Here is a 13,162-nt window from a genome sequence, read left to right on the forward strand (position 1 = left end):
AATTTCATTGATTTTATTATGTAAGATAATACGTCTTACTTCTATAGAGTCATATCTAGTTTATTACATTTTATAAAAGATATTCAAGTATTTGAAAATCTATCCGTGCAAACCCGCGAACAAAACATAGGAATTCAGTGAACCGAATATAATTCAGTAAAATCCTTTGTAAAAGGGGAAATGGCATGGGGAATCCATTAGCAATGGAAGAAATGCTTCATATTATTCATGCAGGGCTTGTTAAAAAGAATAACCCAAAACGGATTACGATTGCAGGTGCAGGGATTTCTGGATTAGTTGCAGGTTCTTTATTAAAAGAGGCTGGGCACGAAGTAACGATTATAGAAGCAAATAACAGAATAGGTGGCAGAGTGTATACGATTCGGGAACCATTTAGTGTGGGTTTATATTTTAATGCGGGACCGATGAGAATCCCTGACACCCATAAGTTAACCTTAGCGTATATTCATAAATTTAAACTACCTTTAAACCTTTTTATAAATAAAACTTTTGCAGATATCATTTATACGAATAACATTCAAACGAGATTGAATGTGTTTGAAAATGATCCAAGTGTACTTGAATATCCGGTTTTGGATAAAGAAAGAGGAAAAACGGCAGAAGAGCTAATGATTGAAGTATTAGAACCAATACTAAATTACATTAAGAAGGATCCTGATAAAAACTGGCTTATCGTTGAAAAAAAGTATAAAACGTATTCGCTTGGTTCATTTTTAATGGAGTATTATTCAGATGGTGCGATAGATATGATTGGGGTACTTCTTGATATGGAAGCTTATATGGGAATGTCCTTAATTGAAGTATTACGTGAAATGATTTTCTTTACTTCAACAACGAAATATTATGAAATAACTGGTGGAATGGATAAGTTATCGAATGCATTCTTACCACAATTAAGGGAACATATTTTAATGCCGTATAAGGTTGATAAAATTATACAAGAAGATAATAAAGTAATGTTACAAGGAAATCATGAACAAACGTTAGAGCAATTTACAATAACAAGTGATTTTGCTATTATTACAATTCCATTTTCAGCGTTAAGATTTGTAGAAGTTCAGCCATACTATTTATTCTCTTATTTTAAAAAAAGAGCAATTCGTGAATTAAATTATATTGCTGCAACTAAAATTGCAATAGAGTTTAAAAGTAGATTTTGGGAGAAAGCGGGACAGTGTGGCGGTAAATCTATTACTGATTTACCGATACGGTTTACATACTATCCGAGTTATGGCATTCATACTCCAGGACCAGCTATCGTTATAGCAAGTTATACGTGGGCAGATGAGGCGTTAACATGGGATAGTCTCCCGCAAAGAGATCGTATTCGGTACGCATTAAAAAATTTAGCGGAAATATACGGTGACATCGTCTATAGTGAGTTTGTCACTGGAACATCTTTTAGCTGGAGTAAAAATCCGTATTCTTGCGGTGCATTTACAGCTTTCGAACCAGGCCAAGAGCTCGAGTTATTTCCGTATATTATACCACCATCTGGAAAAGTACATTTTGCAGGAGAGCATACGACATTAACACATGGATGGATGCAAGGGGCAATTGAGTCTGGAGTTAGAGTTGCATATGAAGTAAATGAACAGTGAATCTCTTATATTTACAAATGGTCATTCTTTTAATAAAATGATAAATATAAATCGTAATTATTACGCTTTGAATACATTTGAAGTAAAGAAATGGATGGTCGGTTGAATGAATAAAGTGGAGATTCATATATTAGGTGGTTTTTTAGGTAGTGGAAAATCAACATTATTACAAAATTTATTGTTAGCAGAGAAAAAGAAGAATAGAAAAGTTGCAGTATTAATGAATGAAATTGGTGAATACTCAGTAGATACAGATATTATTGGAAAAGAGAATGTTTTAAGAGAACTTCTTAAAGGATGTATTTGTTGTACGTTAAAAGAAGAGCTTGAAATACAATTACATTCGTTATACCAACAAGAAAGACCAGATGTAATTTATATAGAAACGACAGGTGTTGCGCATCCAATTGAAGTGTTAGACGCGTGTGTCTCGCCAATTTTAGCTCCTTTTCTGGAAGTGAAATCAATTGTAGTCGTTTTAGATGCAGTAAGGTGGTTAAATCGAAGTATATTAAGTGCAAATGTACAACAGCTATTGCATGAGCAACTGAAATTTGGTAGTCACATTCTTGTTAATAAAGCAGATTTACTAACAGATGAAGATAAGAATACAGTATTTGAAGAAGTAAAGGCAATAAATGATCATGCGAAAATGTATGAGACAAAGTATTGTAATATATCTTTAAAAGATATAGAAGAAGCAGAATTTCCAAATGATGAGGAACACGAGACACTACATGTCAAACAGCATTTACATATACAAACAATGACATATCAATTTACGAAACCGATTGATCAAGACAAATTATATGAATGGCTTTCGAATTTACCAGATAGTATTTATCGAGTGAAAGGTTTTGTGAAATTCCATGGAGATAAATACCCTCACCTATTCCAATATTCGTTCGGAGTACCAACTTTATTAGAACAAGACTTCGGTTTCCCGACAAACTTAGTAGTAATAGGAGAAGGACTAGATAAGAAACAATTGGCTGAAGGGTTAGAGAAAGTAGAACTTAACTCTAATTAAGGGGAAAAGACTAACTTAAAAATAAGTTAGTCTTTTTGTATGGTCATTACTGAAATGAAACAGTATTTTCAATTGGATTGCAGAATATATATTGATTGTATGTCCGTTTCCATTACATAGGAAGGTGATTATATATTTGTGCCGAATGTAGAGGGTACTACAAGAGTTTTCCATTATCTATCGAATTAGTTAGTCATGATTACGGACAGGGGATTTTGGCGTGTTTGATTCTATCAGAAAGTAAAGTATGGGGAGGATCACAATGTCGATGAAAAAACGTAAGTGGCTAAAAACAATGTTTACTGGTTGTGTTTTAGGTTCGTTATTAATAACGGCAGCTTGTTCAGGAAAGAAAACAAGTACAGAGGATGAAAAAACGATTAAGGTAGGAGTCCTTGCTTCTTTAACAGGACCGCTAGAATCGTATGGAAAACAAACAGTGAACGGATTTGAATTAGGGTTAGATTATGCAACTGGTGGAACTGGGAAAGTAGATGGGAAAAAGATTAAGTTTGTTGTAGAAGATACAGAAACGAAAGCGGATGTAGCAGTTAAAAAAGCTACGAAGTTATTAGAAGAAGAGAAAGTTGATTTTTTAGTTGGATCGTCTAGTTCAAGTGATACGTTAGCGGTTTTACCACTGGCTGAAGAATATGAAAAGATTATGGTTGTAGAACCGGCAGTTGCGGATAGTATTACCGGGAAGAACTGGAATAAATATATTTTTAGAACTGGAAGAAGTTCCTCACAAGATGCGATTGCAGGAGCAGCAGCAATTGCGAAAAAAGATGTAAAGATTGCAACATTTGCCCCAGATAACGCTTTTGGTCGTGAAGGGATTGCTGCATTTAAAGCGGGTGCGAAAAAATTAGGTGCGAACATTGTGAATGAGCAATACGCGGATACAAATTCAACAGATTTTACAGCGAATATTCAAAATATCATTAGTTCAAAACCAGATTATTTATTTATCGTTTGGGCAGGGGCAAATTCACCTTGGAAACAGTTGAAAGATATGAATGTGGAAGCGCAAGGTATTAAAATTTCTACAGGTGCGCCAGATATACCAGCATTAAAAACAATGGATGCATTAGTAGGTATGCAAGGTTTTTCTGTATATTATCACACACTTCCAAAAAATAAAGTGAATGATTGGCTAGTTGAAGAGCATAAAAAACGTTTTAATGGTGCAGTGCCAGATTTGTTTACAGCAGGAGGAATGTCAGCAGCAATTTCTATTGTAGAAGCCTTAAAGAAAACAAAAGGTGATACAGATGTAGATACCTTGATTAAGAAAATGGAAGGAATGGAATTTGATACACCGAAAGGAAAGATGAAGTTTAGAGAGAAGGACCACCAAGCGATGCAGACACTGTATTCTATCACATTGAAAAAGCAAGACGGTGTTGATTATCCGGTGCCAGTGTTAGAGCGAGAATTAACGATGAAAGAAACAGAACCACCAGTTCAAAATAAATAGACTGAATTTTCTGTTGTTTTTGTATAAAGAGGGGGGACCCTCTTTATACATATTTCTTTCATACTCACGGCTTTAAAGGGAGGGATTTCGTGACACATTTGCTAGAGACGAAAAATCTTAGTGTATTTTTTGGTGAACATCAAGTTATTAAAGATGTAAATTTAACTGTCCAAAAAGGAAAGCTCATTTCTATTATTGGGCCAAATGGTGCGGGGAAGACAACGTTATTTAATTTACTAAGTGGACAGATTTCACCCACAACAGGTGAAGTGTATTTTAAAGGGCAAGATATTACAAAACTATCGATTTCAGATCGAACACGCTTAGGAATCGGTCGCTCTTTTCAGCTTACAAACATATTCCCAGAATTAACGGTACTTGAAAATGTCCGTTTAAGTGTTCAATCATTCGTACAAGATTACTATAGTTTTTTCCCGAGTTCAGCAAAATTAAAGCAACAAGTTGGAGAGGCGAGACGTTTCTTAAAAACAGTATTACTTCATGAAAAAGAGAACGTATTAGCGAAAGATTTGGCACATGGAGAGAAAAGGAAGCTAGAACTTGCGATGTTATTAGCTTTAAAAACGGATGTGTTATTACTTGATGAGCCGACGGCAGGTATTTCGGTTGAGGAAGTCCCTGCTATATTACAAGTGATTGAAAATATTAAGAAACATCCAGAGAGCACAATTGTACTTATCGAACACAAAATGGATATGATACTAGGTTTGTCAGATCATCTTATCGTTTTATTTCATGGAGAGTTATTGGCTGAAGGATTGCCAGAAGAAATTATGAAAGATGAGCGTGTACAAAGTGCTTATTTAGGGGGATTATATAGTGGCACTATTACAAGTGAATAATATAGAAACGTATTTAGATCAGTTTCATATTTTGCAAGGAGTATCTCTTGCTGTTGAGAAAGGGACGATTACTGTACTGTTTGGTAGAAATGGGGCAGGGAAAACAACGACATTACGTTCAGTGATGGGGTTTCACCGCATTGCAGATGGTGAAATTTATTATGATAGTGCAAAAGTGAGTGGATTACCTACACATTTAATTTCAAGGAAAGGAATAGGGTATGTACCAGAAAATCAAGGTATTTTTCATGATTTGACAGTAGAAGAAACTTTCGCTCTTGCTAGGGGAAAAGGTGAGGAAGTAGAAGGGAAAATAGAGTGGATGCTGGAACTATTTCCGGATTTAAAGCAGTTTTGGAATAAGAAAAGTGGGCTCTTGAGCGGAGGGCAAAAGCAAATGTTGGCTATTTCAAGAGTGTTTATTAATAGTGATGGATTATTACTTATTGATGAACCGAGCAAAGGGCTATCCCCGATAATGGTGGAGAAATTAATGGTAGCTATTTTGAAGATGAAAGAGAAAACAACAGTTTTACTTGTTGAGCAAAATTTTATGATGGCCAGTCAAATTGGCGATTATTTTTACATTATGGATAACGGACGAATTGTTCATAACGGTTTTATGAATGAATTAAAAAAGGATAAGGAAATGTGTCATAAATATTTAGGAATCTCTTAACATGAATCCGAGGTGAAAAGGATGGATGTGTTAATCAATTTATTTGTAAATGGGATTTCAACAGGGATGCTCATTTTTTTGTTAGCATCAGGTCTTTCACTTATTTTCGGTTTAATGAGCGTTTTAAACTTTGCACACGGTGGTTTATTTGCATGGGGAGCATTTACAGGTGTTTGGTTATTTAATGTGACAGGAAGTTATATATTAGCTTTAGTTGGAGCAGTAGCCATGGGAATGTTCCTAGGATTTATTTTAGAAAGGTTTCTTATTAGGCCGGTATATGGAAATCATGTTCGACAGCTGCTCGTTACGCTTGGAGGAATGCTCGTTCTTAGTGAGTGTATTAAAATATTTTGGGGGCCAAACCCTATTAGTGCAAAATTACCGTTATGGTTACAAGGAAGTTTTACATTCGGAGGTATTATATTAATTAAATATCGTCTATTTGTTATTTTGATTGGGATAATTATTTACATTGCACTACTACTATTACTCAAAAAGACGAAGATAGGTCTTATGATCCGTGCAGGTGTAATGGATAAAGAAATGGTTCAAGCGCTTGGTATTAATGTAAAAGCGATATTTTCTTTCGTCTTTTTATTAGGGGCAGGGATGGCAGCTTTGGGAGGATTCTTATTAGCACCGTATTCGGGCGTTATTTTCGCCGAGATGGGCATGCAGTATGCAATTTTAGCTTTTATAGTAGTAATTATCGGTGGATTAGGAAGCGTTCAAGGTTCAGCTATTGCTTCTTTAATTGTCGGATTAGCTGGTGCTTTTACAGCGTATTTTATACCAGATTTATCACTTGCAATTAATATGTTAATGTTACTATTTTTCTTAATAGTGAAGCCAACTGGACTTGTTGGTGAAAAGGGGTGAAATGGTGAACAACACATCGGACCGAATTAAAGTATACTTCGGAGTATGTATGCTCATTTGTTTAAGTGTATTTCCGTTCGTAAATGATTCACGGAGCCTGTTAATTTTGTTCACTCAAATCTTCATCTTTGCTATTTTTGCAATGAGTTTTGATGTATTACTTGGGTATACAGGAATTGTATCGTTCGGTCATTGTATGTTCTTTGGGATAGGAGCATATGGGGTAGCGCTTTTATTTGATCGACAAGGCGTATCAATAACGAACTTTTTAATTGGAATAGTAGCTGCAATTATCGTTTCAGCAATCGTTAGTTATATAATTGGTTTGCTTTCTTTACGATTGAAAAGTCATTTTTATGCAATGTTAACACTTGCTATTTCACAGTTATTTTTTGTACTTGCTGAAAAATGGCGTGGGCTTACTCACGGAGGAGATGGTTTTACATTTGGTGTACCAGACGTATTCCGTGATCGTTTTACGTTTTATTATGTAACACTTATATGTTTACTTATCATTTTTGTTCTGTTACGTCTTTTCACCAAATCTTCTATTGGAAAAGTATTAAAGGCAATTTCCCAAAATGAGCAACGTGTTGAAGCACTAGGATATAAAGTGCTTCATTATAAAATTATTGCTAGCATTGTTGCAGGAGTAGTAGCTGCGATTAGCGGTGGTTTATTTGTTATCACATTGCGTTTTGTTAATACGACTGTATTTTCAATTGAAATGACATTAAATGCATTATTGATGACGATGATTGGTGGGGGTGGAACGTTAATTGGAGCAATTGCAGGAGCTGGAATTATTGAATCTCTAAAATATTATTTATCAGAACTAGCTACAGAGTATCCGATCTTTGAACGATGGACGATTATTCTTGGTTTATTGTACATTATCGTATTGCTAGTTTTCCCGAAAGGATTAGTTGGCACGGTTAAGGGACTGAAGAATATGAAGCGGAATAAGAAGGAGAAAAGTGCAGAAGTGGAGCAAAATGTGTGAAAAATCAATTGTATAGAATATGAAAATCCCTCTTTTAGATTCATAAAGGAGGGATTTTTTATTAACCGAATAGTTCATCAGGGATTTGTTTGAAAGAGTTTTGATTTGTAAAAAAATGAACAGCTAATTTCTCAACTGGAACATCTTCAATTGGTACCAATTTATCATTTTTAATCGGCAAAAAGGCTATCCCTTTTCCGTCCTGAATAAACTCTTCCATAAGCGAATAAGAATCTAATTGTTGAAGTTGACGCTGAGATAAATTATTTTCTTTTAGAAATTGTATCGTCTTATTTCTAAAAGGGCACTTTTTGTCATTGCTAACGAAGAAGAGTTCCTTTGAATAGTCAATGATACATTTTTCTTGATCTTTTAGTAAGCCTATAGAAATTGAAGTAGTAAATACTTTTTTAAAACCTGCACCAGAATCATCCTCATAAGTGATGACCATATCAACTTTTTGTTGCTGCAGTAATTTTGGCAAATGACTACTATTTTCTACATATATTTGATAATTCATGAAATTTTCTTTAATACGCTTACTTAAATAATTAGTCAAAATCGATTGTGACGTCGCGATTATATAAGAAGACCCACTTGTTTGAATTTTATCTTTCGCTTCTTCTAATAGAGTTAATATTTGATTCGTGTAATCTAATAAAATGTCACCAGAAGGTAATAAGGAAACGCCTTTGTTATCTCTATGTAGTAAGGGTGTTTCTAATTCTTGTTCTAATTTTTTGATTCTTTCAGTTACGTTCGGTTGAACATAACCTAACTCTTTAGCAGCTTTACTAATAGAACCCTCACTGGCTACAGTTTTGAATATAATAAGATCATTTATTTCCATATATCTCAGCCCCTTATGCACTATCATTATAAATGATACCAAACATAATTTATACCTATTTTACGTTAGCTACTTATCGATTTATCATAATGTATATAAGATTGAAAGCGAGTGATAAACATGATTGGAATGCAATATAAGGTCATTTTGCCAAAGGATTATGACATGGAAATTATTAAGAAAAGGGTAAAGGATAATGGTTATAAAACTGATGGTTTCCAAGCACTAAATTTTAAAGCTTATTTAATTACGGAAACGGAGAAAGACGGGAATTTTTATAACTGCTATGCACCTTTATATATTTGGAATGGGCATGAAGGGATGAATAAATTTATCTTTGAAGGGTATTACGATAATATTTTACAATCGTTTGGTTGGCAACAAATACATATAGGTGCTCCATTAGTTGTTAATCTAAGTGATGATTTTAAGAAATGTAAGTATGTTGTTGAATACGTGGGGAGTATTTCTCAAAAGAATTCATTGATTGAAACTCAATTTAACTTTTTTAATAAGAATGTCCAGAATACAGAAAATTGTAAAGGGAATGTAATAGTGTATAACCCAGATAAGTGGGGATATAGTCAGTTTGAATTTTATGAAGTAAAGCCTGAAATTGAAGAGATAGAGGATATTACATTATATGAGGTTTTACACATTTCACAGTAGATGCGGAATTGAAATAGAAATAAATTATTTATAAAAAATCCATTTTGATTCAAGTAATAATGTTCAAAATGGACTTTTCTTAATTATCTTATGTATATTCAAAACAAATTACTGCTTTTCTTAATTCTTTATTAAAGAATAAGTAAATACGATCGGCACCATAAGCTTGAAAATAATATCCTGTAACAAATCCAACATATGTAAAGGGATGTCCATATTCATCTTTTGGTACATATAGAAGATTCGTAAAGTCAAAAATTTCGTCTTCGTTATCGCAGTCTTCTAATAATTCTTCACCTTCTTCTGTCATAAAACGAACATCATCTAGGATACCATTTACCACAGGATAATTTAATCCCCAGCCATTTGTTTGTTTTTCAACAAACTCTTGTTCTAATACTTCTACAGATGTTATTTCTTTTCCTAAGCTAGAATAAGGATAAATTTTTTGATTACGTTGAAAATACTCTTTACGGATTTGATAATCTCTTTTATTACTCTCATAGGCTTGTTCTATTATGTCAGAATTATTTTGTTCGATTTCGAAATAATTCCAATCCGCTTCAAATTTATATTTTCCATTAATGACATCGAATCCTAATGTATCTGCTTTCGTAAAATTTGTGTGAAATGGTTTGGTGAAATCACCCACGCAACCATCATGGATTTCTTTTGCTGACACAATATGTACCCATTCGTCCAATTCCGGTTCAATACATTGTAAGTTTATAGAACAAATGGGTAAAAAGTGCTTTTTATGTTGTTCCAAATCATCATAAAATATGTCTTCATATTCAGGGAATGGTTTTATAAATTGTTTAGAAATATGCATGTTCTGCCCACCTTTACATTAGTGATTTGTTTAATTTTATCATTTTATTTTAATTTTTTCTTATTTAAAAATTTATGATACACATAGTTATGGGAATAAAGAGTTCGTAAGTAAGGTGGATGTCTTATTGTTAAAATTTTATCATATGTCGAACAGTTGAGAGATGAAGCAAAGTAAGACTTCATATTTATACATAGCCTTATTACATTCGACACATAACGACAATATGCTGTTCATTTATCTGTTAGTATAATATATAGTTTTTGGGGATTTTTATCATTTTTACATTGGGGGAAGGGAATTTATGTTTAAAAAAATCGCAACAGTCACTTTAGCAGGGACGTTAGCTTTCAGTTTATCGGCATGTGATGAGAAGAAAGAAGTAGCTAAAACTGTATCAAATAATAAGAAGGAAGAGCAAAGTAGTGCCAAAAAAGAAAATACGAAGAATGAAGATACAAGAGAATATAATGTTGAAAAAACTACTCAAATTAGAAATCAAAAATTAACAGTCCATAAAGTACAAATAGCACAAGTGGCAGAATATGATAAGCTGGAAAAAGGTAATGAGTTTGTTATTGTTCATGTTACAGTAGAGAATATTGGTAATCAAAAAGTTAGAATTAATCCATTAGATTTTTACCTTGAAAGAGGAGATGGAAGTATCGTGGACCATACATTTTCAACTAGTAATAAAAACGTTTTTAAAATTAAAGATGTAGATCCAAACGGTAAGATAACAGGAGCCATAACGTTTGAAGCGAAAAAAGGTGATTCTAATCTTGAATTAATTTATAGACCTGATGTTATGTCTAAAGAGGAAGTAAAGGTAGAACTTAAATGATATATCCTGTAAAAGCCCAATTGGTGTAAACAAGGGTTTTTTATGCAAACTTATACAGGTTTTACATGAAGACGGTATGCTTAAATGAATTTACGCTACGATAAAAGAAAATAATAGATTAGATGGTGTGAATTTCAAACATACTGTTTTGAAAACAAAAAATAAATGCATGATAAGGATTGGCGTTGGGGCTTAATCCTTTTTTTATGAAGATGTAGAGAATGGCAAGTAGACCTAATACTACACGAGTGATGCCTTTAGTTAAGTAAAAGTAAGTTGAGTTATATAAAAAATGTGATTTTCTCTTGCATTACTATCACTTGAGTGGTAAAGTGATAGTAAGATTAACGCTAGGAAGTGATCAAACATGCGTGATAATACGATAGGATCATTAATATGGTTACGTTTAATACGATTTACGAACCAAAGTAATCAATTGTCAAATGAGTTTTTAAAACGTTTTGATTTAACGACAGCTCAATTTGATGTGCTTTTGCAAATACGTACGTATCAACCACTAACACAAATGGAGTTAGCTGAAAAGGTAACTGTTACACAAGGTGGCATTTCTCGAATGTTAACTCGTCTTGAAAAAGAAGGATATATTGTACGAAAACAAGATTGGAAAACGAAAACAATTAGTCTTACAGAGCAAGGAGAAGCGGCTTTAGAGAGAGCATTGCCAGAGCAACTTGCATTTCAATCTTCGTTTTTTGATGATGTATTAAATGAAGAAGAGCAGAAAATATTATATGAGCTGATGACGAAAGTTCATAAGCATAGTGAAAAAAAAGAATTACCGCAAGAGTAATTTTTTTTACACCATCAATTGACTAATCAAGTGATGGTGTAGGTAATACGGAGATAAACTTGACTTACCAACGTTTTTAGAAAAAAACTAATACTACTTTATTAAAGGGGAGAGTAACTATGGAAAAATACCGTATAGATACAAGAAAAGGAATTGAGTTTGGATTATATTCAATTGGTGATCATGTTTTAAATCCACATAATGGGGACAAAATTACGCCAGAGAAAAGAATTCACGAACTAATTGAAACAGCTAAGTTAGCAGATGAGGCAGGACTTGATGTGTTTGCTGTCGGTGAAAGTCATCAAACACATTTTACAACACAAGCTCATACAGTTATTTTAGGAGCTATTGCACAAGCTACGAAAAATATAAAAATTGCAAGTTCAGCAACGATAATAAGTACATCTGATCCGGTACGAGTATATGAGGATTTTGCTACAATTGACTTGATTTCTAATGGACGTGCAGAAATTGTGGCTGGTCGTGGATCTCGTATTGGAGGATATAGTTTACTTGGTTATGACGTGAATGATTATGAAGAATTATTCGAAGAGAAGATGGATCTTTTATTAAAAATTAATAACGAGGAACATGTAACATGGAATGGACAGTTTAGAGCACCACTCGCACATGCATCGGTGATTCCAAGAGCAAAAAATAATAACTTACCAATTTGGCGTGCAGTTGGAGGTCCACCAGCTAGTGCAATTAAAGCAGGACGTGCAGGTGTGCCAATGATGATAACAACACTTGGTGGTCCAGCAATTAACTTTAAAGTGTCAGTAGATGCTTACCGCGAGGCTGCTCAGCAAAGCGGATTTGATCCAGCTAGTTTACCAGTTGCGACAACGAGTTTATTTTATACGGCAAAAAATTCACAAGATGCACTTAGTGAATATTACCCTCACATTAATGCTGGTATGCTTACACTGCGCGGTGATGGGTATCCGAAACAGCAATTTACAAATGCAATAGATTACCGTGATGCTTTAATGGTTGGTAGCCCACAACAAATCATTGAGAAAATGCTTTACCAATATGAATTGTTTGGCCAACAACGCTTTATGGCACAAATTGATTTTGGCGGTGTACCATTTGATAAAATTGTGAAAAATATTGAATTAATTGCTACTGAAATTTTACCAGCCGTTAGAAAACATACAGCAAAATAAATAAAAAAACTGAGAGTTTAATCGACTCTCAGTTTTTTTATTTGTTCTGGAAAAATGACAAAAAAATGAACTTTTAGTCGAGGAAGAGGGAAGTTGTTTTCTATTTTTGAATAACATTATTTCGAGTTTGAATTTTGAAAATACATTTTTCTCTTGACAAAAAATAAGCATTTATCGTGGGTGCTTTCGAGGACATTTTTCCGAGTAAAAGTCAAGCGTATGAAGAAAAAACGATTGTTTTATAGATATAAAAGTAAGAAGTATATTGAAAAAACACATTTTGCTAATGAGAAAAATCTGATTCAAAAAAATGACAAAAGACATATTTCAGACAAAATGATGTCAATAATACGTCAAAAATAACCTGAATTTACTATGCAGGTATATTATACAATTCGATTAACGAATAAAACACTACAGAA

General features: G+C 33.5%; 13 protein-coding genes. 11 read left to right on the top strand and 2 right to left on the bottom strand.

Annotation, left to right across the window (positions count from 1 at the left end; all coding sequences use genetic code 11):
* Positions 1-185 precede the first annotated feature (185 nt).
* The 7 genes from MR136_RS19195 (at position 186) to MR136_RS19225 (ending at position 7,559) form a co-directional block, all read left to right on the top strand.
* Positions 186-1,622 carry a flavin monoamine oxidase family protein gene (locus tag MR136_RS19195; RefSeq protein WP_242259555.1) on the top strand — a complete coding sequence of 479 codons (1,437 nt, stop codon included), beginning with the start codon at positions 186-188 and terminating at the stop codon, positions 1,620-1,622.
* Between the two features lie 106 nt (positions 1,623-1,728).
* Entirely contained in the window at positions 1,729-2,652 is a 924-nt protein-coding gene (locus tag MR136_RS19200) for a CobW family GTP-binding protein (RefSeq protein WP_001044939.1), read from the top strand.
* Between the two features lie 262 nt (positions 2,653-2,914).
* Complete coding sequence (locus MR136_RS19205) at positions 2,915-4,132, top strand: substrate-binding domain-containing protein (protein ID WP_000061996.1); 1,218 nt, start codon at positions 2,915-2,917, stop codon at positions 4,130-4,132.
* 89 nt (positions 4,133-4,221) lie between these two features.
* Positions 4,222-4,995: an ABC transporter ATP-binding protein gene (locus MR136_RS19210; RefSeq protein WP_242259556.1), complete on the top strand. Its 774-nt coding sequence runs from the start codon at positions 4,222-4,224 to the stop codon at positions 4,993-4,995.
* Positions 4,973-5,674, top strand: coding sequence for a branched-chain amino acid ABC transporter ATP-binding protein (locus tag MR136_RS19215; protein WP_242259557.1), 702 nt, complete (start codon positions 4,973-4,975; stop codon positions 5,672-5,674). Before MR136_RS19210 ends, MR136_RS19215 begins: the two co-directional genes overlap by 23 nt.
* 21 nt (positions 5,675-5,695) lie before the next feature.
* Positions 5,696-6,556, top strand: a complete 861-nt coding sequence (locus MR136_RS19220) for a branched-chain amino acid ABC transporter permease (RefSeq protein ID WP_000382805.1) — start codon at positions 5,696-5,698, stop codon at positions 6,554-6,556.
* Between the two features lie 49 nt (positions 6,557-6,605).
* The gene (locus MR136_RS19225; RefSeq protein ID WP_031312207.1) at positions 6,606-7,559 is read left to right on the top strand and encodes a branched-chain amino acid ABC transporter permease; all 954 of its coding nucleotides are present in this window, start codon (positions 6,606-6,608) and stop codon (positions 7,557-7,559) included.
* A 61-nt stretch (positions 7,560-7,620) separates the two neighbouring features.
* Here the strand turns inward: MR136_RS19225 and MR136_RS19230 are convergent, their stop codons facing one another.
* Positions 7,621-8,409 (bottom strand): LysR family transcriptional regulator, encoded by a 789-nt coding sequence (locus tag MR136_RS19230; RefSeq protein ID WP_242259558.1) that lies wholly within the window; start codon positions 8,407-8,409, stop codon positions 7,621-7,623.
* A 120-nt stretch (positions 8,410-8,529) separates the two neighbouring features.
* Here MR136_RS19230 and MR136_RS19235 point away from each other — a divergent pair, with 120 nt between their 5' ends.
* Positions 8,530-9,078: a DUF4865 family protein gene (locus tag MR136_RS19235; RefSeq protein WP_017673431.1), complete on the top strand. Its 549-nt coding sequence runs from the start codon at positions 8,530-8,532 to the stop codon at positions 9,076-9,078.
* Between the two features lie 88 nt (positions 9,079-9,166).
* Here the strand turns inward: MR136_RS19235 and MR136_RS19240 are convergent, their stop codons facing one another.
* The gene (locus MR136_RS19240; RefSeq protein ID WP_000548215.1) at positions 9,167-9,910 is read right to left on the bottom strand and encodes a hypothetical protein; all 744 of its coding nucleotides are present in this window, start codon (positions 9,908-9,910) and stop codon (positions 9,167-9,169) included.
* A gap of 304 nt (positions 9,911-10,214) precedes the next feature.
* Between MR136_RS19240 and MR136_RS19245 the strand changes: the two genes are divergently transcribed.
* From MR136_RS19245 to MR136_RS19255, 3 genes are all read left to right on the top strand, one after another.
* On the top strand, positions 10,215-10,754 hold the full coding sequence (locus MR136_RS19245) for a DUF4352 domain-containing protein (protein WP_000473156.1): 540 nt from the start codon (positions 10,215-10,217) through the stop codon (positions 10,752-10,754).
* A gap of 367 nt (positions 10,755-11,121) precedes the next feature.
* Positions 11,122-11,565: a MarR family winged helix-turn-helix transcriptional regulator gene (locus MR136_RS19250; RefSeq protein WP_001205510.1), complete on the top strand. Its 444-nt coding sequence runs from the start codon at positions 11,122-11,124 to the stop codon at positions 11,563-11,565.
* A 119-nt stretch (positions 11,566-11,684) separates the two neighbouring features.
* On the top strand, positions 11,685-12,740 hold the full coding sequence (locus MR136_RS19255; RefSeq protein ID WP_017673429.1) for an LLM class flavin-dependent oxidoreductase: 1,056 nt from the start codon (positions 11,685-11,687) through the stop codon (positions 12,738-12,740).
* The last annotated feature ends 422 nt before the right edge of the window (positions 12,741-13,162 follow it).

The organism is Bacillus cereus group sp. BfR-BA-01311, from assembly GCF_022664295.1.
GTDB lineage: Bacteria > Bacillota > Bacilli > Bacillales > Bacillaceae_G > Bacillus_A > Bacillus_A cereus.